Source organism: Streptomyces sp. NPDC002309, from assembly GCF_053593375.1.
The window spans coordinates 53654-78987 of the sequence record NZ_JBSFCI010000021.1 but is presented as its reverse complement, the minus strand read 5'-3'; the positions used below and the strand labels follow the sequence as shown (position 1 = coordinate 78987).

General features: G+C 70.2%; 25 protein-coding genes, 1 tRNA gene and 1 pseudogene. 1 reads left to right on the top strand and 26 read right to left on the bottom strand.

The features are described 5' to 3' along the window. Positions 1-60: 60 nt before the first annotated feature. From atpB to ACWCPM_RS19015, 17 genes and pseudogenes are all read right to left on the bottom strand, one after another. Positions 61-831 (bottom strand): F0F1 ATP synthase subunit A, encoded by a 771-nt coding sequence (gene atpB, locus ACWCPM_RS19095; RefSeq protein ID WP_450977419.1) that lies wholly within the window; start codon positions 829-831, stop codon positions 61-63. Positions 832-1104: 273 nt separating this feature from the next. Beyond that, entirely contained in the window at positions 1105-1542 is a 438-nt protein-coding gene (locus ACWCPM_RS19090; protein ID WP_450977365.1) for a hypothetical protein, read from the bottom strand. Between the two features lie 285 nt (positions 1543-1827). Beyond that, entirely contained in the window at positions 1828-3129 is a 1302-nt protein-coding gene (locus ACWCPM_RS19085; RefSeq protein ID WP_450977364.1) for an MraY family glycosyltransferase, read from the bottom strand. 195 nt (positions 3130-3324) lie between these two features. Next, positions 3325-4560: a serine hydroxymethyltransferase gene (locus tag ACWCPM_RS19080; RefSeq protein WP_450977363.1), complete on the bottom strand. Its 1236-nt coding sequence runs from the start codon at positions 4558-4560 to the stop codon at positions 3325-3327. 93 nt (positions 4561-4653) lie between these two features. Continuing rightward, positions 4654-5334, bottom strand: coding sequence for an arsenate reductase/protein-tyrosine-phosphatase family protein (locus ACWCPM_RS19075; RefSeq protein ID WP_450977362.1), 681 nt, complete (start codon positions 5332-5334; stop codon positions 4654-4656). Further along, positions 5331-5978 carry an L-threonylcarbamoyladenylate synthase gene (locus tag ACWCPM_RS19070; protein ID WP_450977361.1) on the bottom strand — a complete coding sequence of 216 codons (648 nt, stop codon included), beginning with the start codon at positions 5976-5978 and terminating at the stop codon, positions 5331-5333. The genes ACWCPM_RS19075 and ACWCPM_RS19070 overlap by 4 nt, the downstream gene beginning before the upstream one ends. A gap of 51 nt (positions 5979-6029) precedes the next feature. After that, positions 6030-6869: a peptide chain release factor N(5)-glutamine methyltransferase gene (gene prmC, locus ACWCPM_RS19065; protein WP_385376874.1), complete on the bottom strand. Its 840-nt coding sequence runs from the start codon at positions 6867-6869 to the stop codon at positions 6030-6032. Positions 6870-6940: 71 nt separating this feature from the next. Then, a complete protein-coding gene (gene prfA / locus ACWCPM_RS19060; RefSeq protein WP_450977360.1) occupies positions 6941-8017 on the bottom strand; it encodes a peptide chain release factor 1 in 1077 nt (358 codons plus the stop codon). A gap of 145 nt (positions 8018-8162) precedes the next feature. Further along, positions 8163-8384: a 50S ribosomal protein L31 gene (gene rpmE, locus ACWCPM_RS19055; RefSeq protein WP_053761958.1), complete on the bottom strand. Its 222-nt coding sequence runs from the start codon at positions 8382-8384 to the stop codon at positions 8163-8165. Between the two features lie 152 nt (positions 8385-8536). Further along, positions 8537-9664 carry an LCP family protein gene (locus tag ACWCPM_RS19050; protein WP_450977359.1) on the bottom strand — a complete coding sequence of 376 codons (1128 nt, stop codon included), beginning with the start codon at positions 9662-9664 and terminating at the stop codon, positions 8537-8539. A gap of 261 nt (positions 9665-9925) precedes the next feature. After that, complete coding sequence (gene rho, locus ACWCPM_RS19045; protein ID WP_450977358.1) at positions 9926-11944, bottom strand: transcription termination factor Rho; 2019 nt, start codon at positions 11942-11944, stop codon at positions 9926-9928. A 405-nt stretch (positions 11945-12349) separates the two neighbouring features. Next, positions 12350-13294: a homoserine kinase gene (gene thrB / locus ACWCPM_RS19040; protein ID WP_450977357.1), complete on the bottom strand. Its 945-nt coding sequence runs from the start codon at positions 13292-13294 to the stop codon at positions 12350-12352. 271 nt (positions 13295-13565) lie between these two features. After that, complete coding sequence (gene thrC, locus ACWCPM_RS19035) at positions 13566-14624, bottom strand: threonine synthase (RefSeq protein WP_450977356.1); 1059 nt, start codon at positions 14622-14624, stop codon at positions 13566-13568. Between the two features lie 6 nt (positions 14625-14630). Further along, complete coding sequence (locus ACWCPM_RS19030) at positions 14631-15923, bottom strand: homoserine dehydrogenase (RefSeq protein WP_450977355.1); 1293 nt, start codon at positions 15921-15923, stop codon at positions 14631-14633. Positions 15924-16101: 178 nt separating this feature from the next. Then, entirely contained in the window at positions 16102-17493 is a 1392-nt protein-coding gene (gene lysA, locus ACWCPM_RS19025; protein ID WP_450977354.1) for a diaminopimelate decarboxylase, read from the bottom strand. Between the two features lie 16 nt (positions 17494-17509). Continuing rightward, the gene (gene nrtL / locus ACWCPM_RS19020) at positions 17510-18607 is read right to left on the bottom strand and encodes an ArgS-related anticodon-binding protein NrtL (protein ID WP_450977353.1); all 1098 of its coding nucleotides are present in this window, start codon (positions 18605-18607) and stop codon (positions 17510-17512) included. A 307-nt stretch (positions 18608-18914) separates the two neighbouring features. Further along, positions 18915-19434, bottom strand: a pseudogene (locus tag ACWCPM_RS19015) (response regulator). 123 nt (positions 19435-19557) lie between these two features. Between ACWCPM_RS19015 and ACWCPM_RS19010 the strand changes: the two are divergent. After that, positions 19558-19629 (top strand) — tRNA-Arg (locus tag ACWCPM_RS19010). Positions 19630-19804: 175 nt separating this feature from the next. On the opposite strand, the gene ACWCPM_RS19005 is transcribed toward ACWCPM_RS19010, so the two are convergent. From ACWCPM_RS19005 to ACWCPM_RS18965, 9 genes are all read right to left on the bottom strand, one after another. Beyond that, on the bottom strand, positions 19805-20188 hold the full coding sequence (locus tag ACWCPM_RS19005; RefSeq protein WP_450977352.1) for a DUF6083 domain-containing protein: 384 nt from the start codon (positions 20186-20188) through the stop codon (positions 19805-19807). A 193-nt stretch (positions 20189-20381) separates the two neighbouring features. Then, positions 20382-21755, bottom strand: coding sequence for a tyrosine-type recombinase/integrase (locus tag ACWCPM_RS19000; RefSeq protein WP_450977351.1), 1374 nt, complete (start codon positions 21753-21755; stop codon positions 20382-20384). Continuing rightward, positions 21752-21922 (bottom strand): helix-turn-helix transcriptional regulator, encoded by a 171-nt coding sequence (locus ACWCPM_RS18995; RefSeq protein ID WP_450977418.1) that lies wholly within the window; start codon positions 21920-21922, stop codon positions 21752-21754. Before ACWCPM_RS18995 ends, ACWCPM_RS19000 begins: the two co-directional genes overlap by 4 nt. A 16-nt stretch (positions 21923-21938) precedes the next feature. Continuing rightward, on the bottom strand, positions 21939-23315 hold the full coding sequence (gene repSA, locus ACWCPM_RS18990) for a replication initiator protein RepSA (protein WP_450977350.1): 1377 nt from the start codon (positions 23313-23315) through the stop codon (positions 21939-21941). Then, positions 23312-23944 carry a DNA methylase gene (locus tag ACWCPM_RS18985; protein WP_450977417.1) on the bottom strand — a complete coding sequence of 211 codons (633 nt, stop codon included), beginning with the start codon at positions 23942-23944 and terminating at the stop codon, positions 23312-23314. The genes repSA and ACWCPM_RS18985 overlap by 4 nt, the downstream gene beginning before the upstream one ends. Before the next feature lie 53 nt (positions 23945-23997). After that, entirely contained in the window at positions 23998-24186 is a 189-nt protein-coding gene (locus ACWCPM_RS18980) for a hypothetical protein (protein WP_450977349.1), read from the bottom strand. 90 nt (positions 24187-24276) lie between these two features. Continuing rightward, the gene (locus ACWCPM_RS18975; protein WP_450977348.1) at positions 24277-24825 is read right to left on the bottom strand and encodes a GGDEF domain-containing protein; all 549 of its coding nucleotides are present in this window, start codon (positions 24823-24825) and stop codon (positions 24277-24279) included. Positions 24826-24830: 5 nt separating this feature from the next. Beyond that, entirely contained in the window at positions 24831-25154 is a 324-nt protein-coding gene (locus ACWCPM_RS18970) for a SpdD-like protein (protein WP_450977347.1), read from the bottom strand. Positions 25155-25174: 20 nt separating this feature from the next. After that, positions 25175-25330, bottom strand: a complete 156-nt coding sequence (locus ACWCPM_RS18965) for a hypothetical protein (RefSeq protein ID WP_450977346.1) — start codon at positions 25328-25330, stop codon at positions 25175-25177. Positions 25331-25334 lie beyond the last annotated feature (4 nt).

Sequence of the window (25334 nt, the reverse complement as noted above, 5' to 3'; positions counted from 1 at the left end):
TTTCATGGACCGGCGGGGGTTGGCCACCGGACGTTCTGGGGGCTTGCGGGCGGTGGGGGCTCAGTGGTGCTTGGCCAGAGCGCCCTGGATGTAGGTGCAGGCCAGCAGTACGAAGACGTACGCCTGGACCATCTGCACGAAAAGCTCGAAGAGGATCATGGCCATCGTCATCACGAACGAGACGCCGGCCGCCGGGATCATCCAGCTGTTCAGCAGGTACCAGGAGGCGACGGTGAACATGACCAGCATCAGGTGGCCGGCGAACATGTTGGCGAACAGTCGCACCGCGTGCGTGAACGGGCGGACCAGCAGGTTCGAGAAGAACTCGATGATCATGACGAGCGGCAGGACCGGACCGAGCGACTTGTCGTAGCCGGTCACGTTCTTGAAGAAGCCGACGAATCCGTGCCGCTTGAAGGTCAGTCCGACCCAGGTGAAGTAGACGATCGCGGCAAGCACGATCGGGTACGCGATGATCGACGACACCGGGAACTGGGCCAGCGGGATCACGGACCAGATGTTCATGATCCAGATGAAGAAGAAGAGGGAGACCATGAGCGGCACCCACTTCTCGCCCTCGCGCTTGCCGAGGGTCTCGTAGACGATGCCGCGGCGCACGAAGTCGTAGCCGGCCTCGCCGATCATCTGGAGCTTGCCCGGCACCACCTTCGCCTTGCCGAAGGCCGCCCAGAAGAAGCCGACCACGATCAGGGTGGTGATGAGCGCGAGCAGCATCACCTTGTTGAACTCGAACCCTCCCACCGTGGCGATCGGCTGGAAGAGGAACGAGTGCAGGCCCGGAGCCGGAAAGCCACACCCGCTGTCGGACATGATCCGACAACTCCAGTCAAAGGCGAGCTGGGTCTGGTCAGCACTCACCACGGGCTCCTTCGGCGTGACGCATGGGTACGGCAACCTCGTTGTGTCGGCACGGCACAGGGCCGCGGGTCGGCACCGGACAGGTGTTACGGATGTGGGGGCGGCTGGGGGACATCAAGCCTCGCGATCGAGCAGGCGTCAGCTCGGATGCCCGCGCCCTCGATGCCGCAGTTGGCACCGGACGATAGCAGGAGTTCTCACTGGCCCTTATCCCGCCCCTACCCCTCACGACGGCGGCCCTGTCTTCTCGGGCTTCTCGCTCTTCTCGGCATCCGGATCGACGTAGAAGATCTTGGCCTTCATATGCGCGCGGGCCTGCGCGGCCATCCACACCACGGTGGCGATGACCAGGCCGATCGCGAACGTCTTCGGGTTGAAGAGGGAGGTGTCCTTGAAGAGGGCGACGAAGATCAGGAGCAGCAGGAGCTGAGCGACGTAGAGCATCATCCCCATGGCCTGGAAGAGCTGGGGGAGCGATTTCGCCGTCCATTGCAGAACATACAGACCGATCCCCATGAAGAGGATGGCGAGCAGGGTGCCGACGCCGGCGCCGAGCGCTCCCTTGCCACCGGCGACCACACCGCTGACCGCGACCGTGACCACACCGACAGCGGCCGTGGGCACGGCTGTCTGCAGAAGGTTCCGGGCGTCATTGGACGGCATGGCGGCAACTCCGCTTTCGCAGGGGGGCAGGGTGTCGTCATGGACGAGCGTAGTCCCGGACTGAGAGAGAGCCTCATGCCGGTGGACCGTCGCACTGCGGTCCGTCGGCTCTGTCCGGGGGTTCTCGTGAACCGTATCACAAACTATTTGATGAGGTCTTTACCTGAGGGTGTGCGCGCCGTCACACATGAGAGTGAAGGTGCGCGTCTGTGCGGAATCCCAGCCGACTTGTCTGGTATTGGGGTGTTCGTTCCCCCACGGCATGGCAATGCCTTAGTCAGATTCTTACCTTGGAAGGCGCGCGCGAGGGCCGACGGCGGTCGCTCCGTTGGCACCGGAGACCCCGACGGCGACCGGTGTGCGCTCCTCCTCGACGGGCACCTCGGCAGGGAATTCCGAGGCGGGCGGCACCTCGACCGGGCGTCGGCGGTAGCGCGGCGGCACGAAGTTCTCGGCCCACCGGGGGGCACGCGGGGTGAACCGCGGCAGCAGCAGGAGGACCAGGCCGATGCCGCTGAGCAGCACCACGCCCAGCACGATCCACATGGACGCCGAGTTCACGGAGTAGCCGAGGGCGCCGAAGGCGATCAGCGCCGACCAGAAGTACATGATCAGGACGGCCCGGCTGTGGGAGTGGCCGATCTCCAGCAGCCGGTGGTGCAGATGACCTCGGTCCGCGGCGAACGGCGACTGGCCCCGCCAGGTGCGGCGCACGATCGCGAGGATCAGGTCCGCGGCCGGGATCGCGATGATCGTCAGCGGCAGCAGCAGCGGGATGTAGACCGGGACCGTCTGGTGGACCGTGTTGCGCTCCGAGCCGGAGAACAGGTTCATCACGTCCGGGTCCACCTGCCCGGTCACCGAGATCGCGCCGGCCGCCAGCACCAGGCCGATCAGCATCGAGCCCGAGTCGCCCATGAAAATGCGGGCCGGGTGCATGTTGTGCGGCAGGAAGCCCAGGCACATACCCATCAGCACCGCGGCGAAGAGGGTGGCCGGGGCGGCGGCCTCGATGCCGTACGAGTACCAGATCCGGTAGGTGTACATGAAGAACGCGCAGGCCGCGATGCACACCATGCCCGCCGCCAGACCGTCGAGACCGTCGACGAAGTTGACCGCGTTGATGGTGATGACGACCAGCGCCACGGTCAGCAGCGTGCCCTGCCACTGGGTCAGCGCGACCGTGCCGACGCCCGGCACCGGCAGCCACAGGATCGTCAGGCCCTGCACCACCATCACACCGGCGGCGATCATCTGGCCGCCCAGCTTGATCAGGGCGTCGATCTCGAACTTGTCGTCCAACACACCGATGAGCCAGATCAGCGCCGCCCCGGAGAGCAGGGCGCGCGGCTCGTTGGACTCGGCGAAGACCTCGCTGAGGTTGCTCAGATGACTGGCGACCAGCAGGCCGGCGCACAGGCCGAAGAACATCGCGATCCCGCCGAGCCGCGGAGTGGGCTCCCGGTGCACGTCACGTGCCCGGATCTCCGGCATCGCTCCGGCCAGGATCGCGAACTTCCGCACCGGCCCTGTCAGCAGGTACGTCACCGCGGCCGTGATGCAGAGCGTCAGCAGGTATTCACGCACGGGCTTCCCCACAGGTCTCGCTGGCCATCTCAGCCCCACACCCTAGCGAGGGACGCATATGGTTGGGGACTTCCGGGTAGCGAAGATGGTTGCACGTGTGGCTGTGTACGGAGTGCCCGCTCCCCAGACTCGGCGTCCCCGCCGCCCCGAATCGGCGTCCCCGCCGGCCCGGCTCAGCGTCCCCGCCGCCCCGTCTCAGACCGGATACGGCGGAAATCCGCGGGCGAGATCCCGCACTTCCTCACGTACCGTCCTGCTGTCGGCCCGGTCCCGCAGCACCTCCGCGAGCAGCTTGGCGATGCGAGCCATCTCACCCTCGGTCATCCCCTGGGTGGTGACCGCGGCGGTGCCCAGGCGCAGCCCGCGGGCGTCGTGCGGCAGCGCGCAGTAGTCGACGATCATCCCGGCGGCCGCCAGCCGGCCGCGGGCGGCACGGCCGTCGACGCCGAGCGGGGCCGGGTCCGCGGTGATGAGGTGGGTGTCCGTGCCTCCGGTGGTGACCGCGAGCCCCTCGGCGGCGAGGGCGGCCGCCAGATACCGGGCGTTGGCGACGACCTGGTGGGCGTACGCCTGGAAGGCCGGTGTCGCCGCCTCGCCGAAGGCGACGGCCTTCGCGGCGATGCTGTGCATCTGGGCGCCGCCCTGGGTGAACGGGAAGACGGCCCGGTCGATACGTCCGGCGAGGTCACCGCCGCACAGGATCATGCCGCCGCGCGGTCCGCGCAGCACCTTGTGCGTGGTGGCGCACACCACGTCGGCGTACGGCACCGGGCTCGGCGCCGCTCCCCCGGCGACCAGCCCGATGGGGTGCGCGGCGTCCGCGACGAGGTAGGCGCCCACCTCGTCGGCGACCTCGCGGAAGTAGGCGTAGTCGATGTGGCGCGGGTAGGCGATCGAGCCGCACACGATCGCCTTCGGGCGATGGGCGCGGGCCAGGGTGCGCACCTGGTCGTAGGCGATCAGGCCGGTCTCCGCGTCGAGGCCGTAGCCGACGAAGTCGAACCAGTTGCCGGAGAAGTTGAGCGGCGAACCGTGGGTGAGATGGCCGCCGTACCGCAGGCCGAGGGCGAGGACCGTGTCACCGGGGCGCAGCAGGGCGGCGTACGCGGCCAGGACGGCCGAACTGCCCGAGTGGCACTGGACGTTGGCGTGCTCGGCCCCGAACAGCGCCTGGGCCCGCCGGACGGCGAGCCCCTCGGCGACGTCGACGATCTCGCAGCCGCCGTGGTGGCGCGACCCCGGATAGCCCTCCGCGTACTTGTTGGCGAGCGGCGAGCCGAGGGCGGCGAGCACGGCCCGCGAGGTGAAGTTCTCGGCGGCGTTCAGCTGGAGCGTGGTCGACTGCCGGTCCAGCTCCCCGAGCAGGATCTCGGCGAGCGCGGGATCCTGCCGGCGCAGGAGATCGGCCTCTGGGGCACGGGTGACCGACATGGTGGACTCCGGGCGTCGACGATGACGTAGGTCCAATGTAGGCCGGGGCGGTCGTCGGCGCCCGCTGTCGCACGGCGGCGGGGCGCCCGGCACTCAGGTCCGGGCCGCCACCCCCGTCAGCGCCGTGACCACGGGGTCCAGCGCCTGGTGTATCTCATCGCCCACCGACCGGAAGAAGGGCAGCGGCGCCCCGTACGGGTCGTACACCTCGTCCGCCTCGACGGTGGGTGCCAGCAGCCAGCCGCGCAGCGCGGCGCCGGCCCGCACCAGGGCGCGGGCCCGGGTCACGACCCCGTCCTCCAGCGGCGGCAGGGTCGCCGGGTCGATGGCCTTCACCAGCCGGGTGAACTCCTTCAGCGTGAAGGTGCGCAGCCCCGCCGAGTGCCCCATCGAGATCACCTGGGCACGGTGGTCACGGGTGGCGGTGAGCACCAGGTCGGCGCGGATCACATGCTCGTCCAGCAGCTCCCGGCCCACGAAGCCGGAGGCGTCCGCGCCGAAGTCGGCCAGCACCGTCTCGGCGTTGGCCTCCATGGACGCGCCCTCGTGGCCCCAGGTCCCGGCGCTCTCCACGATCAGTCCGCCGCCGAGGACCCCGAGCCGCTCCGACACGAAATGCCGGGTCAGCCGCTCGGTGATGGGCGAGCGGCACACGTTTCCGGTGCTGACGTGGAGGATGCGGAAACTGTCACGCGGAAGCCCCACGAACGTGGTCGTGATCTCCGCCGCACTCTCCCGGTTGCCTATGCCACGCCCCGCATCAGGGGCTGTCAATTGGCCACCTCGAGGTCGGGTACGACCTTGCGCAGCTCCTCCGGCGAGAGGGCGCCCTCACGCAGCAGGACGGGCACCGCGCCGGTGACGTCGACGATGGAGGACGGCACGTTGCCGGGGGTCGGCCCGCCGTCGAGGTAGACGGAGACGGAGTCGCCGAGCATCTGCTGGGCGGCGTCGCAGTCCTCCGGCGCCGGGTGCCCGGTGAGGTTCGCGGACGACACGGCCATGGGGCCGACCTCGGTGAGCAGCTCGATGGCGACCGGGTGCAGCGGCATACGCACGGCCACCGTGCCCCGGGTGTCGCCCAGGTCCCACTGGAGCGACGGCTGGTGGCGGGCGACCAGGGTCAGCGCGCCCGGCCAGAACGCGTCGACCAGCTCCCAGGCCAGCTCGGAGAAGTCGGTGACCAGGCCGTGCAGGGTGTTCGGGGAACCGATGAGCACGGGCGTGGGCATGTTGCGGCCACGGCCCTTGGCCTCCAGCAGATCGGCGACGGCCTCGGAGGAGAACGCGTCGGCACCGATGCCGTACACGGTGTCGGTGGGGAGGACCACCAGCTCGCCACGGCGGACGGCGGACGCGGCCTCACGCAGACCGGTCACACGGTCGGTGGTGTCGTTGGTGTCGTATCGCCGTGCCATCTCAGCGTTCCTCCTCGTACCCGTACTGCGGGGGTGAAGTCCGGTCGGTGCTCACGGCAGCGCCTTACGGGCGGTGGCGAAGCGCGGGCGGTTGTTGAGGTCGGGGTGGTCGGCCGCGTCGGCCCAGCCCCGCTCCTCGGTGAAGATCCACGGCACCTGGCCGCCCTGGGTGTCGGCGTGCTCGATGACGACGACGCCGCCGGGCCGCAGCAACCGGTGCGCGGTGCGTTCCAGGCCCCGGATGAGGTCGAGGCCGTCCTCGCCGGAGAAGAGCGCCAGCTCGGGGTCGTAGTCCCGGGCCTCGGGAGCGACGTACTCCCATTCGGTGAGCGGGATGTACGGCGGGTTGGAGATGACCAGGTCGACCTGCCCGTCGAGGTCGGGGAAGGCGGTCAGGGCGTTCCCCTGCCGTAGATCGACCCGCGACCCCTCGACGTTCTTACGGGTCCAGCGCAGCGCGTCCTCGGACAGCTCCACGGCGTGCACCCGGGAGCGCGGCACCTCCTGGGCGAGCGCGAGCGCGATGGCGCCGGAGCCGGTGCACAGGTCGACGATCAGCGGCTCGACCACGTCCATGGCGCGCACGGCGTCTATGGCCCAGCCGACCACGGACTCCGTCTCCGGGCGCGGCACGAACACGCCCGGCCCGACCTGGAGTTCCAGGTACCGGAAGAAGGCCCGCCCGGTGATGTGCTGGAGCGGCTCGCGCTGCTCACGGCGGGCGATGACCTCCCAGTAGCGGGCGTCGAAGTCGGAGTCCTTCACGGAGTGCAACTCGCCCCGCTTCACGCCGTGCACGAACGCGGCGAGCTCCTCCGCGTCCGTGCGCGGCGAGGGCACGCCGGCGTCGGCCAGTCGCTGGGTGGCCTGGGCCACCTCCGCGAGCAGCAGGCTGCGGGGGCCTGCGGGGCGCCCCCCGAAAGATGGCTGCACGCTCGTCCTCCGTCGTACTCGTGAGTGCCTTACGCGGCTGCGAGCTTGGCGGCCGAGTCCGCGTCGACACAGGCCTGGATCACCGCGTCGAGCTCGCCGTCAAGGACCTGGTCCAGGTTGTACGCCTTGAAGCCGACGCGGTGGTCCGAGATGCGGTTCTCCGGGTAGTTGTACGTCCGGATCTTCTCGGAGCGGTCGACGGTGCGGACCTGGCTGCGGCGGGCGTCGGCGGCCTCCCTCTCCGCCTCCTCCTGCGCCGCCGCGAGCAGCCTGGAGCGCAGGATACGCAGTGCCTGCTCCTTGTTCTGCAGCTGGCTCTTCTCGTTCTGGCAGGAGGCGACGACTCCGGTCGGAAGGTGCGTGATGCGCACGGCGGAGTCGGTGGTGTTCACGGACTGCCCGCCCGGGCCGGAGGACCGGTAGACGTCGATGCGGAGGTCGTTCGCGTTGATCTCGACGTCGACCTCCTCGGCCTCGGGCGTCACGAGCACGCCGGCGGCGGAGGTGTGGATACGCCCCTGGGACTCGGTGGCGGGCACCCGCTGCACGCGGTGCACACCGCCCTCGTACTTCAGCCGCGCCCACACGCCCTGCCCGGGCTCGGTGGCCCCCTGGCCGCCCTTGGTCTTCACCGCGACCTGGACGTCCTTGTAGCCGCCCAGCTCGGACTCGGTGGCGTCGATGATCTCGGTCTTCCAGCCGACGCGCTCGGCGTAGCGCAGATACATGCGCAGCAGGTCACCGGCGAACAGCGCGGACTCGTCACCGCCGGCGCCCGCCTTGATCTCCAGGATGACGTCCTTGTCGTCGCTGGGGTCGCGCGGGACCAGCAGCAGGCGGAGCTTCTCGGTGAGCTCCTCGCGCTGCCGCTCCAGCTCCTTGACCTCGGCGGCGAACTCCGGGTCGTCGGCGCCCAGTTCGCGGGCCGTCTCGATGTCGTCGCCCGACTGCTTCCAGGAGCGGTACGTGGCGACGATCGGGGTGAGTTCGGCGTAGCGCTTGTTCAGCTTGCGCGCGTTGGCCTGATCGGCGTGGACCGACGGATCGGCGAGCTGCTTCTCCAGGTCGGCGTGCTCGACGACGAGTTCCTCGACGGCCTCGAACATCTCTGGCTCCTGATGGGGGCATCCCCTGCTCGGACGTGGGTGAGAGCGTGGGGAAGGGTACGGGGTGAAGTGGGCGGGCGACCAAAAACGCCGGTCCCGGCGCGCCCGGGAGGGGCGCGGCCGTGGACCGGCGAAATGGGGCTCGCTACTTCTTGGAGCCGGCGGCCTTGCCGAAGCGGGCCTCGAAGCGGGCCACACGGCCACCGGTGTCGAGGATCTTCTGCTTGCCCGTGTAGAACGGGTGGCACTCGGAGCAGACCTCGGCCCGGACGGTGCCGGACTGGATGGTGCTACGGGTGGTGAACGACGCGCCACAGGTGCAGCTGACCTGCGTCTCGACGTACTCGGGGTGGATGTCGCGCTTCAAGGTGTCTCCTATGGTTCGGGAGGGCGCCGGGTCGCCGCCGCGGGATGCGGGAGCGTGAACCGGGGCCGACGTACCAGTCTGCCAGGACTGGAGCCATCCACCCAAACCGGGGGTTGCCCCGGTCTATTCCGTGCGGGCGGGCCCGCGCCCCCTCACGACGTGATCACGCCCTTGGCCTGGCCTGTCGCCGATCCCTCCGTGGCCGACCTCGGGATGGGCCTGTCGTTCCTCAGGGCGTCCCACACCCGCTGGGCCCTCGTCTCGTCGAGCAGGACGCGGTCGGGGTCGGCGGGGTCGTACCGCACCGGCATCGTCACCATGTCCGTCTTGGCGGCGCTGATGCCCTTGAAGCCGCTCACGAAGGACGCCAGGGCGTCGACCGAGCCGAGGGAGGAGTCGGTCGTGACCGCGCCGGTCGCGGTGTCGGCGAGGTCGTACAGCTTCTTGGGGTCGGTGAACAGGCCGATCTCCTCGACCTGCTCGACCAGCGCCTTGACGAACGCCTGCTGGAGCTGGATGCGGCCGAGGTCGGAGCCGTCGCCCACGCCGTGCCGGGTGCGCACCAGACCGAGGGCCTGCTCGCCGGTGAGCCGGTGCGTGCCGGCGCGGAGGTCGAGATGGCTGTCGGGGTCGTCGATGTCCTGCGTCGTGGTCACCTCGACGCCGCCGAGCTCGTCGACGAGCTTCTGGAAGCCGGTGAAGTCGACCTCCAGGTAGTGGTCCATGCGCAGACCTGTGAGGGACTCGACGGTCTTCACGGCGCAGGCGGCGCCGCCTGTGCTGTACGCGGAGTTGAACATCACGCCGGAGGCCGCCTCGTGCGTGGCGCCGCCGGCGTCCGTGCACGAGGGGCGGTCGACCAGGGTGTCGCGCGGGACGGAGACGACGTCGGCCTCCTTCCGGCCCTCGCGGACGTGCACGATCATCGCCGTGTCCGAGCGGGCGCCGCCGGCGTCCGTGCCGCCGCCCGGCCTCTCGTCGCCGTCGGCGCGGGCGTCAGAGCCCAGGACCAGGATGTTCTGCGAGCCGTTGCCGGCCTTGCCGGGCCGGTCGGCGCCGAGGGCCTGGTCGATGTCGACGCTCCTGAGATTGCCGTTGAGCTCGAAGTACACGTAACCGACGCCGGTGCCGCCGAGGACGACGACGCCCGCGGCGGTCCAGGCCGCGATCAGCAGCCCTCCGCGCGCCCGGGACCGTGGCCCTCGGCGTCGTCCCCTGGCCCGTCGGCTCGGGCCGCGTGTGCCGGACCCGCCGGGCTCCGGCGTGCTGTCGTCAGGCATGTGCACCTCGGCTCTCGTCGGATGCCGGGTACCCCCTACGGCCAGGAATGCGATCAGAAGTGGGGGCGCACCTGACCGTCGTCGCCCTGTCGGGTCGGACGGGGACACTCGGGGCACCGTCGCGCGGAAAGCCGTGAAGGGCCGCATCCGTCATCGATGTGACGGATGCGGCCCTTCAGCGGGACGATCTCAGCAGGCCGATCTCAGCAGGCCGATCTCAGCGGGCCGCCGTCAGCGGGCCCGTCCGGCGTCTTCGGCGTCTCAGTCGCCGTTGCCGGGGGTCGGCGTCGTCTTCTGGATCTGCATCAGGAACTCGCCGTTCGACTTCGTCTGCTTCATCTTGTCGAGGAGTAGTTCGATCGCCTGCTGCTGGTCGAGCGCGTGCAGCACCCGGCGCAGCTTCCAGGTGACGGCCAGTTCCTCGTTGCCGAGCAGGATCTCTTCCTTACGGGTGCCGGACGCGTCGACGTCCACCGCGGGGAAGATGCGCTTGTCGGCGAGCTTGCGGTCGAGCTTGAGCTCCATGTTGCCGGTGCCCTTGAACTCCTCGAAGATCACCTCGTCCATGCGGGACCCGGTGTCCACCAGGGCGGTGGCGAGGATGGTCAGCGAGCCGCCGTCCTCGATGTTGCGGGCCGCACCGAAGAAGCGCTTCGGCGGGTACAGGGCGGTCGAGTCGACACCACCGGAGAGGATGCGGCCGGAGGCCGGGGCGGCGAGGTTGTACGCACGGCCCAGACGCGTGATCGAGTCGAGCAGCACGACGACGTCGTGACCCAGCTCCACCAGCCGCTTGGCGCGCTCGATGGCGAGCTCGGCGACCGTGGTGTGGTCCTCGGCCGGGCGGTCGAAGGTCGAGGAGATGACCTCTCCCTTGACCGACCGCTGCATGTCGGTGACCTCTTCCGGACGCTCGTCGACGAGGACGACCATCAGATGGCACTCGGGGTTGTTGTGCGTGATCGCGTTGGCGATCGCCTGCATGATCATGGTCTTGCCGGTCTTCGGCGGGGCCACGATCAGACCGCGCTGGCCCTTACCGATCGGCGACACGAGGTCGATGATGCGGGTGGTCAGCACGCCCGGGTCCGTCTCCAGACGGAGGCGGTCCTGCGGGTAGAGCGGCGTCAGCTTGTTGAACTCCGGGCGGCCACGGCCGTGTTCGGGCGCCATGCCGTTGACGGAGTCGAGGCGGACGAGCGCGTTGAACTTCTCGCGCCGCTCGCCTTCCTTGGGCTGACGGACCGCGCCGGTGATGTGGTCGCCCTTGCGCAGGCCGTTCTTGCGGACCTGGGCGAGGGAGACGTACACGTCGTTCGGACCGGGCAGGTAGCCGGAGGTCCGGATGAAGGCGTAGTTGTCGAGGATGTCGAGGATGCCCGCGACCGGGATCAGGACGTCGTCGTCGGCGATCTGCGGCTCGCTGCTGCTGGCGCCGCCCATCTCGTCACGGCCGCGACGGCCACGACGGTCGCGGTAGCGGCCGCGACGGCCACGGCGGCCGGCGTCGAAGTCGTCGTCGTTCTGGCCCTGTCCGCCGCCCTGCTGCTGACGCTGCTGGCCCTGACCCTGGCCCTGGCCCTGGCCCTGCTGCTGGTCGTCGCCCTTGCCGCGGCGGTCGCGGTCCCGGTTGTCGCGGTCCCGGTTGTCACGGTTGTCACGGTCCCGGTTGTCACGGCCGCGCTCGCGGCGGTCGCGGCGGCGGCCCTCGCCGTCACCGGCGTCGCCCTGCGGCTGCTGCGCGGACGACTCGGCCTTCGCCTCGGCCGTCACGGTCTCGGGACTGCCCGCCTCGGCGGTGGCCCGGCGGCGGCGGCGCTCGGGAGCGTCCTCTCCCCCGCGCTCGGCCTCGCTCGCGCGGGAGGCACCCCCCGCCGGCTGGCCCGGAATCTCGATCTGCTGCTGGGCCACGGCCTTTTCGGCCGCGGTGTCGGCCGACGCGGCGGCCTTCTCGGCAGGGGCGTCGTCGCCGTTGCGCGCCTTGGACGCGGCACGGCGCTTCGGCTTGGTCTCGGCGGCCTCGGCGGACTTCGCCGGGGCTCCCCCTCCCGCCTGCGCCTCCTTGATGACCTCGATCAGCTGGCTCTTGCGCATGCGCGCCGTGCCCCTGATGCCGAGGCCGGATGCGACCTGCTGCAGCTCGGCCAGCACCATGCCCTCGAGGCCGGTACCGCGGCGCCGCCGCGAGCCGGCACCGCCGGCAGGCGCGGAGGCGTCCGTGGCGGGCGCGGCAGCGGTCTCCTCGACACGTGCGCCCATCAGATCGGTGGTGTCGCTCACGAAGGGTCCTTCCCTGGAGCGGACGTCGGCCTGTCTGGCTCGGCGACCGGTTGTGCTGTCCGGCTTCGGTTCTTGCTGACCGAACCGTGCCGGGGCGGTGGTCCGCCAAAGCGGCGGAGGAAATAGCTGGTGATGGCGCTTCCTGGAGCCGTGACACCCAGTGTCATGTGGCGTGGTCGCACCGGTTCCGGAGCGTGCCCGTCGGACCGCTCAGTGTCGACGTACGACGTACTGCCCACGTACGAGGTACGAGACACGGTGCGGCTTGGGGAGCTCCCGGAAGAATGTCTGTCCCGAACTGGGACACGAGGCACCTCGCCATGGTGGGGTCGGGTGCAGACTTGAGGTTAACACTACCGGATCCAACAAACATTCCCCCTCTCGAAATCCGGCAATCGCGTGCTTTTACTCGACGCTCGCCACGTCGGCGCCACTGGTCGCGAGCGGCAACACGCTCGCACCTGACACGTCCAGGGCCAGCCGGTTCGCCGCCCAGCCCGGGCCCGCCAGTTGTTCCACCTTGTCGGCCGTGCCCTCGTCGGCGAGCGCCAGCACGGTGGGTCCCGCGCCGGAGATGACCGCGGGGACGCCGTCCCCGCGCAGCCGCTCCACCAGCGCCGCGCTCTCGGGCATGGCGGGCGCGCGGTACTCCTGGTGCAGCCGGTCCTCGGTGGCGGGCAGCAGCAGCTCGGGGCGCCTCGTCAGGGCCTCGACGAGCAGCGCGGCACGGCCCGCGTTGGCGGCGGCGTCGACGTGCGGCACGGTGCGCGGGAGCAGACCGCGCGCGGTCTCCGTCAGAACCGGCTTCCCGGGCACGAAAACCACCGGAACGATGGAATCGGCGGGGTCCATCCTGATCGCCCGCGCGGCGCCGGCCTCCATCCAGGAGAGCGTGAACCCCCCGAGCAGACAGGCCGCCACGTTGTCCGGATGGCCCTCGATCTCGGTGGCCAGCTCCAACAGGGCCCGGTCGTCGAGCCGGGACTCGCCGCCTATCGTCACGGCGCGGGCGGCGACGATCCCGGCGCAGATCGCGGCCGAGGAGGAACCCAGGCCACGACCGTGCGGAATGCGGTTCGCGCAGACGATCTCCAGGCCTCGGGGTTGCCCGCCCAGGGAATCGAAGGCGGCGCGGAGAGCGCGGACGAGCAGGTGGCGTTCGTCGCGTGGCAGCGACCCGCTGCCCTCCCCCGCGATGTCGATGTGCAGCCCGGAGTCTGCCACGCGGACGACGACGTCGTCGTAGAGCCCCAGCCCGAGCCCGAAGGCGTCGAAGCCCGGGCCGAGGTTGGCGCTGGTGGCGGGGACGCGCACCCGTACGGCGGCGGCGCGGAACGCTGGACCGGCCATCGCTCGATGACTCTCCTTGAGCTGCGTGATTGCCGAAGACATGCGAAGACGTACGACGGACCCTTCGGGCCGTTGCCGGGCCCTCCGGTCATCCGGGGATCACGACGACGGCGCGGCGCCCTGCCTATGCGAGGCATATGCGGGGGGCGGGTTCGGTACAGCCTATCGAAGGAAGGTTCTGCGGCGACATAGGGCGCACAGGAGGCGCACGATGCGTGTCGTAAGCCCCCTGTGCACCCCTGTCAGGGGATGCCCCGGGTCAAGCGGTACGTCAGACCAGTCCGAGGCGCTCGGCGGCGGTCGCCGCGTCCACCGGCACGGTGACCGGCTGCGGTGCGCCGGCGACGGCCCAGTCGGGGTCCTTGAGACCGTTGCCGGTGACCGTGCACACGATGCGCTGGCCCGGGTCGACCATGCCGAGCTCGGCGGCCTTCAGCAGACCGGCCACCGAGGCGGCCGACGCGGGCTCGACGAAGACGCCCTCCTGCGCGGCCAACAGACGGTAGGCGCGCAGGATTTCACGGTCCGTCACCTCGTCGATCAGACCGCCGGAAGCGTCCCGCGCGTCGAGCGCGTACTGCCACGAGGCGGGGTTGCCGATCCGGATCGCAGTGGCGATGGTCGACGGGTCCTTGACCACCTCGCCGCGCACGATCGGCGCCGAGCCGGAGGCCTGGAAGCCCCACATCCGGGGCGTCCTGGCGGCGACGCCGTCGGCGGCGTACTCCGTGTACCCCTTCCAGTACGCCGTGATGTTGCCCGCGTTGCCCACCGGCAGGACGTGGATGTCGGGGGCGTCGCCGAGCATGTCGACGATCTCGAAGGCCGCCGTCTTCTGGCCCTCGATGCGTACCGGGTTGACCGAATTGACGAGCGCCACGGGGTAGTTGTCGCTGAGCGCGCGGGCGAGCGTGAGGCAGTCGTCGAAGTTGCCGTCGACCTGGAGGATCTTCGCGCCGTGCACCAGGGCCTGGCCCATCTTGCCGAGCGCGATCTTGCCCTGCGGTACGAGGACCGCGGAGACCATCCCGGCGCGCACGCCGTACGCCGCGGCGGAGGCGGAGGTGTTGCCCGTGGAGGCGCAGATGACCGCCTTCGCGCCCTCCTCCTTGGCCTTGGAGATGGCCATGGTCATCCCGCGGTCCTTGAAGGACCCGGTCGGGTTCGCGCCCTCCACCTTCAGGTGGACCTCGCAGCCCGTGCGCTCGGAGAGCACCTGCGCGGGCACGAGGGGCGTACCGCCCTCGCGGAGCGTCACGACAGGCGTGGTGTCGGAGACGGGCAGCCGGTCCCGGTACTCCTCGATGATTCCGCGCCACTGGTGGGTCATTGCTGGTTACTCTCCTTCAACCCGCATGATGCTGGCGACACCCCGCACGGTGTCGAGCTTGCGCAGCGCCTCGACCGTCCCGGTGAGGGAGGCGTCAAGGGCGCGGTGCGTGACGACGACGAGGGAGGCCTCGCCGTCCTTCCCCTGCTGGCGAACCGTATCGATGGACACCCCGTGTTCCGCGAACACCGTGGCCACCTGGGCGAGGACACCAGGTTTGTCGGCCACGTCGAGGCTGATGTGGTAGCGCGTGACGACCTCGCCCATGGACGAGACGGGCAGCGCGGCGTAGGCGGACTCGCCGGGGCCGGTCGCGTCGCTCAGCCGGTTGCGGCAGACGGCGACCAGGTCACCGAGGACGGCGGAGGCGGTCGGGGCACCACCCGCGCCGGGGCCGTAGAACATCAGCTGTCCGGCCGCGTCGGACTCCACGAACACCGCGTTGTACGCGCCGCGCACCGAGGCCAGCGGGTGGGTCAGCGGGATCATCGCCGGGTGCACGCGCGCGGTGACGGAACCGCCGTCCGCGGCCCGCTCGCAGATGGCGAGCAGCTTGATGGTGCAGCCCATCTCCTTGGCGGAGGCGAAGTCGGACGCCGTCACCTCGGTCATGCCCTCGCGGTAGACGTCGTCCAGGCGCACCCGCGTGTGGAAGGCGATGCCGGCGAGGATCGCGGCTTTGGCGGCGGCGTCGAAGCCCTCCACGTCCGCGGTGGGGTCGGCCTCGGCGTACCCCAGGGCGGTGGCCTCGTCGAGGGCCTCCTGGTAGCCGGCGCCGGTCGAGTCCATGGCGTCGAGGATGAAGTTGGTCGTGCCGTTGACGATCCCGAGCACGCGGTTGACCTTGTCACCGGCGAGGGACTCGCGCAGCGGGCGAATCAGCGGGATGGCACCGGCGACGGCGGCCTCGTAGTAGAGGTCCTTGCCGTGCTCCTCGGCGACGGCGTGCAGGGCGGCGCCGTCCTGGGCGAGGAGGGCCTTGTTCGCGGAGACGACGGAGGCGCCGTGCGCGAAGGCCGTGGTGATGAGGGTGCGGGCGGGCTCGATACCGCCGATGACCTCGACGACGACGTCGAGGTCGCCGCGTTTGACGAGGGCGGTGGCGTCGGTGGTGACGAGGGCCGGGTCGATGCCCTCGCGCACCTTGTCCGGCCGTCGGACCGCGACGCCCGCGAGTTCCACCGGGGCGCCGATGCGGGCGGCGAGGTCGTCGGCGTGCGTCGTCATGATGCGCGCCACCTCGGAGCCGACCACTCCACAGCCCAGCAGCGCCACCTTCAGCGGACGCGTACGCATCATCCGACCTCGCTTCCTCTTACCGTCGACGGTGGGACCAGTCTCACTCACCGGACGGGAGTTTCCGGCCCATTGTCCGGATCGTGAGACGTTTATTTCATTTTTTTGGGGGCGGAAGAAGAAGATCTTCCGCTTGGCCGCGCGGGTCGCCGGCCGGGCCCGGGAAGCCCGGCCCTCGATGTCACCCGACGTCGAGACGCAGGAGGTCCTCCTCCGTCTCACGGCGGACGATGACACGCGCCTCGCCGTCGCGCACGGCGACGACCGGAGGACGGGTCACATGGTTGTAGTTGCTGGCCATGGACCGGCAGTAGGCGCCCGTGGCCGGTACGGCGATCAGGTCGCCCGGGGCCAGGTCGGCCGGCAGGAAGGCGTCCTTCACCACGATGTCCCCGCTCTCGCAGTGCTTGCCGACGACGCGGGACGGCATCGGCGCCGCGTCGGAGGAACGGGAGACCAGCGCGACGCTGTACTCCGCGTCGTACAGCGCGGTACGGATGTTGTCCGACATCCCCCCGTCCACCGAGACATACGTACGCAATCCCTCAAGGGGCTTGATCGTGCCGACCTCGTAGAGCGTGAAGGCCGTGGGCCCCACGATGGCGCGCCCCGGCTCGACGGAGATACGCGGCGTCCGCAGCTTCGCGGACTCGCACTCACGGGTCACGATCTCGGTGAGCGCCTTGGCGATCTCGTGCGGCTCACGCGGGTCGTCGTCGCTGGTGTAGGCGATGCCGAGGCCACCGCCGAGATCGATCTCGGGCAGCTCGACGCCGTGCTCGTCCCGGACGTCCTTGAGCAGCCCGACGACGCGATGCGCGGCGACCTCGAACCCGGACATGTCGAAGATCTGCGACCCGATGTGGCTGTGAATGCCGATCAGCTCCAGCGCGTCGAGCTGCAGCGCACGGCGCACGGCCTCGGCGGCCTGCCCCCCGGCGAGCGGGATGCCGAACTTCTGGTCCTCGTGCGCGGTGGCGATGAACTCGTGCGTGTGAGCCTCGACCCCGACGGTGACACGGATCTGCACCCGCTGGCGGATGCCCAGCTCCTCGGCGATGTGGGCGACGCGGACGATCTCCTGGAACGAGTCGAGCACGATCCGCCCGACGCCCGCCTCGACGGCCCGGCGGATCTCGTCCTCGGACTTGTTGTTGCCGTGGAAGGCGATGCGGTCGGCGGGCATCCCGGCGGACAGCGCGGTGGCGAGCTCACCCCCGGAACAGACGTCCAGATTCAGCCCCTCCTCGTGCAGCCACCGCACGACGGCACGCGAGAGGAACGCCTTCCCCGCGTAGAAGACGTCGGCGTCATGCCCGAACGCGGTGCGCCAGGCGCGGGCGCGGGCCCGGAAGTCGGTCTCGTCGAGGAAGTAGGCGGGGGTGCCGAACTCCTCGGCGAGCCGCGTCACCGGGACACCGCCGACACTGACGACACCGTCGGTGTCACGGCTGACCGTCTGCGACCAGACCTTGCCGTCGAGGACGTTGAGATCGGCGGGCGGCGCGCTGTAGTGGCCCTCGGTGAAGACGTCGGCGTGCCGGGGTCCGGCGGGGTGTGCGGAACGGCTCATTGCTCTTTCGGCTCTCTCAGAGATGTTCGGGTGCGTCGATGCCGAGCAGGGACAGGCCACCGGCCAGCACCGTCCCGGCGGCTTCGGCGAGCGCGAGCCGGGACCGGTGGGCGGCCGAGGGTTTCTCCGCACCACGCGGCAGCACCGTGGGCAGCAGGGGCAGAACGGCATCGGCGACGTCGACGAGGTGCCGGGCGAGTCGGTCGGGGGCGTGCTGCGTCGCGGCGGCGCCAAGGACCCGGGGGTGGTCGGCGAGCGACGTGAGCACGGCGTCGTGCGGTACGTCGACACTGCCGGGTTCGGCGGCGAAGCCCAGGTCGGCGGCGTTGCGGACGAGGGCACGGGTGCGGGCGTGGGCGTAACGGACCCGGAAGAGGGGGTTGCTCTCGCGCTGCACCAGATGGTCGGCGGTGATACGCGGACGATCGTGCGGTGCGGGGTGAAGGAGTGCCCAGCGGCCGGCGTCGCGGGAGAGGGGGGCGGGGTCGGCCGGGGAGGGGGTGGGGCGGATGAGGACGGCGTCGCCGGTGCCTGTGCCGGCGCCATGGGTGGGGGGTGTGTCGCCGCGCTGGGGAGCGGGGGCATGAAGGGGGCCGGGGGCATCGACGTGAACGCCGAGTACGGCCTCCCACTCGGGTTCGGGACGGGCATCGCAGCTGGTGCGGACGACGGCACCCTGGGAGCGCAGGATGCGGGCGGAGGCGTCGAGCACGACGAGGGCACGCGCCTCGTGGGGGGCGTGCAGATGCGGGACCTGTTCGGCGAGGGTTTCGCTGTGCCCGTACCGGAGCCCGTCCCGCAGCACCCGACGGACGATGTCGACGGAGGCGTCCACGTCGAGGGCGATGTTCAGAAACCCGGGTCCGGTGACCTCGACGCCCCGGACACCCTCCGCTCCCGCCAGATAGGGCCGCAACACCTCGGCGACCCGCAGCGCGGGCTGCCCGGCCGGCCGGGCGAGCTGGAGGGCGATGCCGGTGGCGTAGTCGCCCCATCCCCCCGGCCCGGGAGACTTCACGACGGCCCGATCAGGCACGACCACACTCAGCCGACCCTCGTCGACGGCACGACGCACGGCGTGCAGCACGGTGCGGGAGAGCTCGACGGGGGTCACGGGACCAGCGTATGGGAGGAGGGGGGTGGGTATGCGAGCCGGTTTGGGCTCTGTTCCGGGATGTGGGACGGGGTCGGACGGACGTCAGACCGGCATCGGGTGAACGTCAGGCCGGCATCGGACGAACGTCAGGCCGGAGATGTCGGACGCGCGTCAGAGCGGCGAGGTGGGCCGAGGTACGGCGAGGTGGGCGAGGTACGGCGAGGCAGGCGAGGTAAAAGGAATGTCAGGCCGGCAAGTGCCGCCCCGCCCTCTCACTCTCCTCCTCACCCCCACCCGTCACTCCCTCAGCCCCTCCACTCCCGCTTCAACCACCCGCACGCCCGGCGCGCTCCGCCTCGGCGGCCCCGAGCCACTCGTCGAACCCGACGGCGGCGTCTCCGGACGTCCGCTCCGCCGCCCGCTCGACCAACTCCCGCACGAGTCGCACCAGTTCCGCCGGCTCGAACGGCTTGGCGAGGAAGGCGTCCACGCCGAGATCGAGTCCGCTCTCGACCTCGTACTGCGTACAGGCGCTGACGATGGCGATGGGCACGTGCCGGGTAAGAGGGTCCGACCGGAGCCCGGCAGCGGTCCGCAGCCCGTCGAGCCGCGGCATGACGACGTCGAGCGTGACGACATCGGGCCGCACCTGATGGACGACATCCAGACACTCGGCACCATCGGCCGCGGTCACGACCTCGAAGCCCTCCAGCTCGAGGTTGACCCTGATCAACTGCCGGATGACCTTGTTGTCGTCCACGACAAGCACCCGGCCAGACGCGCCTGGCACAACTTCGAGAGTAGGTCGGCACCGGCCACCGCGTCCGGCTTTTCCCCACTTCCACCCACGCGGGCGACTGACACCGCCCTGACCCCGGCACGACCACGGGAAACCCGTTCATGAACACCCCGAGGGAGCTGGTAGTGTTCTACCCGTCGCCGCGAGGAACCACCACCCCGCAAGACACGCCCCCGTAGCTCAGGGGATAGAGCAACGGCCTCCGGAGCCGTGTGCGCAGGTTCGAATCCTGCCGGGGGCACTTCGCAGGAAGTGCCCAAAGACCCCGCCATCAGCGAGAACGCTGAGAACGGGGTCTTCGCGTATGTGCAGCCGTATGCCGCTCGGAGCGGGCGTATGTCGGGGTCTGTGGACTATTCGTGGACAGGATCTTGGACTGTCTCCCCTGGTCAGCCCCGGAGTTTCCGGAACGTCCATCAGCCGGCGTCCGGCCACTCCTCAGGTGGTGGAGCCTGCTCCGGACCGTTCTGTCGCTCCACTTGCCGCGCGTTCTCCCCTCGTAGGGACGTCAACCACGGCCATAGATCCGGCCGAGGTTGTGCGGGGCAGGCGAGGCGGTGCTCGACGCGGCACCGCTGGAACTGATCCGGCGGACACACCCCGTAGACCGTCACCCGCCCATCGGACAGTTCGATCCACCGATGCTCCGCCGGCACCGTATGAGCCAGGGGATGCATGTCCGGCTCCAGCAGCACCCATTCCTGCTCAAGCGTCGGCACCCGGTCCTGCAATAGCCCACAGTCAGGGCAACGGGACTGCCCACCAATCAGCCGCCGCGGTTCCTTCTCCAAGAGCCCCATACCGCGAGGGTCGCCAGTCCAGCAGCCCAGGCGTAGAGCGCGAACCGGACGGAACCCCAGGGGCGGCAGTTCGCCAGCGATGCAAAACGCGACGCGGCAGGTGCAACCGACAACTAACGACAGACGACACGCGGCCGAAATACGGCAAAGCCCCCAGTCCATGCGGGCTGGGGGCTGACGACTCACGTACGTGTCACTCGTACTCGCGCAGCAATTCTTCGATCTTGCGATTGACGACCTCTTGCCGCCCGTCGATGCATTTCGCGTACCGGCTCAGCAAGACCTCCACGCTATTGCCCGCGCGTTCGGCGACCTCCGTCGGGTCGACACCGGCGTTGAGCCACGTGGACAACGCAGAGTGCCGCAAGTCGTACGGACGGGCAACGAGTGGTGAGGCCACCGCGGCCGGCGGAAGAGCGAGCGCACGAGCCTCCTGCCAGACGCGGTAGTACGTCGAGGAGCCGACCACTCCCCCACGCTCATTGGTGAAGAGCCGCCCGTCCTCGGCCGTAGCGAAGGTATCGAGGTGCTGCTTAAGGACGGCAACGAGCTGGGGCGGGATCGGCACGAGCCGCACCTCCTCGGCAGGCCGATTCTTCAGGCCCCGGTCGTCGTGAGTCTCCCCGGAGTCCGTCCACTGCTTGCCGGCACTGGGGCGCGTCCGGTGCAGCAACGCGGTGCCCCAGCCCGTCCCCGGCAGCTTCAGGTCTGCCGCGGTGAGGCCCACAGCCTCAGCGGGACGAAAGGCCCCGTAGTACATGCAGGCGAACAGGCCGACGAGTCGACGGCCGCGAGCACGACCGAATCCGCCGACGTACGAAACAGCGGTCAACAAGGAACGCGCCTGCTCTGGATTGGCCACCACCCGAGGATCGACTTCCCCAGCGACCTTGGGCTTCTTCCAGCGAATGCCAGTGATGGGGTTCTCTTTGAACTCGCCGAGATCCACCGCATAGTGCAGAGCGTTGACGAGCGTACGGCGCTTGCGCCGAACCGTCTCCGCAGCTGCCGCCGTGCCGTCCAGTTTCAGCTTCAACGCGTCCAGCACGGCCCTGGCGACCGCTGCGTCGCCGAGATCTGCGAGAGGCCGCGAAGCCTTCGACACCCATTGCAACGCGTGCGCGACCTCATCCGGCAGTTCGCAGTCATCCGGACCGGGAATGACGAAAGCCCAGTTCCGAAGCGCCCTCCTGATCAGGTCCTCTGGCGGCCGGCCCGGTCGATCGTCAAGCAGGCTCATGGTCACTGCGGTCAGCGACTCGTTGATGCCATTCCGCGTGTTGGGAGCGGCATGCGGCCACTTTATGGCGAGGTACCTCAGAGCGAAGGCGTACCAGCTCATAGAGGCCGCCTTTTCGACCATCGAGTCAGGCAGCCCCGTGACCGTGTCGAACTCCTCGCCTCCATGAGCGGCACGGAGGAGCTTGGAACGATAGTGATCCGCCAGCCCCTTGGTGCGGAACTGGTCGGAAAATACATTCCCGGCCACGATCCATCGGACGTCGTAGGACGACTTCTTCGTGTTCCTCTTTCGAACCCCCCAGACCTTCACGTCGAGAGACTTCACGCGGCAGCCTCCAACTTCCGCAACCAGGTCCGGAAGTCGCTCCGCCAAACGCGCAGTTCCCCGTTGGGAAGCTTGAAGGCAGCCGGCCCCTGCCCCAGCTCGCGCCAGCGGTAGAACGTCCGCCGCGACACTCCGCCGAGCTCACCAAGGATCTGCGGGACGGTCATCAGCTCGTCTTTCACGTCAGAATCCTTCAAGGGCTGCGAGTTCTTCACGGGCGGTTTGGCGGTTGAGTTGGAGGTCGCGGGCGATGGTGGCGGCAAGGGCGGATTCGCCGGGGCTGTGGCCGTGTCCGGCGTACTGCCAGTCGGCGAGGACCAGGACGGTGTCCGGCTCCTGGTCGTCGAGGCCGAGGGCGGCGGCTTCTTGGGCGGCGCGGTAGTCGGCGCGGGCCTGGCGGAGGCTGCCTAGGGTGGTGGAGTAGCGGCGGGATTTGGTGGAGAAGTGGCCGCGGAAGCCGAGCATGTGCGCCCAGGCCCACAGCCGCCGGTCCGGATAGAGCGGGTCGAGGGTCTTGCACGCCTCGATGAGCCGGCGGGCGTGGTCGGGGACGCCGTGCCGGTCGAGTTCGGACAGCTCCCCGATCCGGCGATCAAGCGTGCCGGTGTTCTCGGCCGCCTTGGTGGCGTACTTGGCGACGTAGGAGGCAACGGCCTGTTCGGTGATGTCGGAGCCGTCCCCGAAAACCTTGACCGGGCGCACGTCGAGCTGCGTGCCCCACCGGAAGGTGCGGGCCGGCTGATCGGCGGCGGCCGGGGAAGTTATCGCGGTATAGGCGTGGGCGGCGGCGGCCCGGATCGCGTCGGCGAGAAGATCCACGCTCGCCCAGGACGGCGGCGGGGTGGCCGGCCCGTGGGGTCCGTCGACGCGGATCACGGCATGGAAGTGCACGGCCCCGCGCCGTTGGAACTCGGCGACCTTGCCGTAGGAGATGCGGGCGGACTCGGTGAGTTCGCGTTGGGTGAGGCCGGCGCGGGCGGCGATCTCGCGGCGGAGCCGGTTGGTGAAGCGCTGCCAGAGCTGCCCGGCGTGGTTGTTGAACAGCACGGCGCCCGCGTAGTCGTAGGTGGACGGGTCGAGGGCGGTGCCCAGCTCGACGGCGTCCGCCGTGTGGTGGGTGCCGCAGCGGCAGGTGCCGCGGTCGGGCCGGTTGTGGACCGGGCCGAAGGAGGGGGCGGTGAGGGTGGCGAAGACCCGCGGGTGATCCCGCACGGTGGCGGGGATGTCGCGGCGGTTGTCGCCAGCGAGGCCCACGCGGATCAGGTGGTAAGTGTCCCCGGAGTAGATCCAGGCGCAGGAGGGGCATCGGGAGGCCCGCCGGTTGCCGCACGCCACCCGCAGCCGGCCGCCGGGCTCATTCGCGGTGGTGTAGTGGTGGAGGGTGGCGCCGGTGGTCTTGTCCTTGTGGGTGACCCAGCCGGCGAGGTGGATGGGGTCGGCGCAGCCGCCGGTGCGGCGGATCTGCTCGTGCCAGCGCTCGAAGTCGGGGGCGGCGGCTACTCGCAGGAGGTCGCCGAGGGTGAGCGGGTCCAAGCCCGCCGGAGTGGCGGTGTCGCTCATGCGAAGACCTCCTGCCGCGCGGTAAGGAAGGCGTGTCCGATCCATTGCGTGTAGGCGGGGGGAATGGCTTCGGTGAGTTCTTCGCGGACGCTGGTCCAGGTGATGCCCATGGCGGCCTGCATCTCAGGGACAGTCGCCTTGCCGCCGCCGTTGCCGTAAGCGGCGACGTAGGGGCCGTCGCGGTGGACGCCGTGGCGGTGGCCGCGGACGTAGCCGCGGTGGCGGGGGTGTGCCGGCCGGGCGGTGGCCCAGCGGCCGAGTTCGAAATTGCGGTGGCGCAGTACGCCGAGCCCGAACATTTCCCCGCACAGGGACAAGTCCTTGCGGATTGCCGCACGGCCGTTGGGCTGTTCGATCACGTAGGGCAGGCCCGCGGTGTCGAGAAGGCGACGGGTGGCGGCGACGAGGTCGACGTGCGCGCCGCCCCAGCCCTGGGAAGCGTTGGTGCCGACGGTGAGGGCGCAGCCGGCCTGGCAGGGCGGGGAGGCGTGGACGAGGGCGTAGCGCTCGATGGCGCCCGTGGCGATGAGGTGGTCGAGGGCGTCGCCGCGGTGGTGGACGAAGGGGTAGCGGGGGCGGTCAGCGATGTCGCAGCCGTCCACCTCGAAGCCGGCGCGGTGGTAGCCCATGGCGGCGCCACCGGCGCAGCAGAAGAGGTCGAGGACGCGCGCCTGCACCGCGGTCACCTCCCGGTCCGGGCGAGGCCAGCGGTGGGGGCGGTGGTGTGGCCGGTGCCGTGGCAGGTGGGGCAGGTGATCAGGAGGGTGGTGCGGGTGCCGTCGGGGTGGCGGGTGCCGGTGGTGATGGCGACGGCGGGGAAGCCGTCACAGTTGCAGCACAGGCGTGCGGTGGGGGTGTGCTGGGGCATCATGGACGTGCCTTTCAGGTCCGTTGGATCGGGAAGGTGGGAAGGCGCCCGGAGCGGCGGAAGTTTGGCGACCGAGGCCGCTCCGGGGGTCGATCAGTTGTGGACGTTGCGCCTGCCGTGTCCCTTGGCCGCGTACATGCCTGCGTCGGCGGCGGACAGTGCGTCAGTGAGGACCGGGACCGGGAGGTCGTGGCGGTGGCAGGCCCCGACCGAGGCCGAGACCGGCAGCAGTTCGCCGTCGTGGGGCACGGGCCGGGCGAGGGTGCTGCGCAGGGCGTCGAGGCCGGCCGTGTGGTGGGGGTCGGTGACGATGGCGGCGAACTCGTCTCCGCCGAGGCGGGCGGCGATGCCGTGGCGTCCGCACCAGGCGTGGAGCCGGCGGGCGGTCGCGGTGAGGACGGCGTCACCGGCGGCATGACCGTGGGTGTCGTTGATGTTCTTGAAGTCGTCCAGGTCGATCAGGAGGACCAGCGCGGACGGGTGGCGGCCCAGCAGGTGTTCGGCGCGGGTGGTCCATCCGGCGCGGGTGTGCAGGCCGGTCAACGGGTCGCGGCGGGCGGTGGCCAGGCGGCGGACCAGGAAAGCGCCGTGAAAGGCCCAGCCGAGCGCCGGTAATGCGGCAGCGATCACGGTGTCGACCACGGGGATCACCGGCCCTTGCGCAGGTCGGCAACGAGGAGGCGCAGGACGACCGCGACCACGGCGACCGAGACGCCGGTGACGGCGACCGCGAGCAGCATGGAGACCAGGACGGCGCCGACGACCAGGACGACGGCGGTGCCGCCAGCGACGAGGGCGAGCGCGGTACCGGGCGTGAGCTGCACCGTCGGCCGGGCCGAGGTCGGGGCCGGGGCGATGGGGGCCTGCTGCGGGAGCGGGGTACCGGGGGTGACGGTGGTCGGGTGGATCACGGCGGGCGGGGTGACCAGGCCGGTCGGTTGGGGCATGGTGGGGAGCTTGGGCCGGAGCATGAACGGTTCTCCTTCGCAGGTCACTTGACGGCGGTGGCGATGACGGGGGCGAACAGGCTGTCGGCGAGGAGGTAGCCGCCGAGGAGAAGGACGGCGACGAGCCACCAGGGCGGGCGGACGAGCTTGACGCCGAGGACTCCGACGCACAGCAGGGCGAACCAGAGCGGGACATCCATGGCC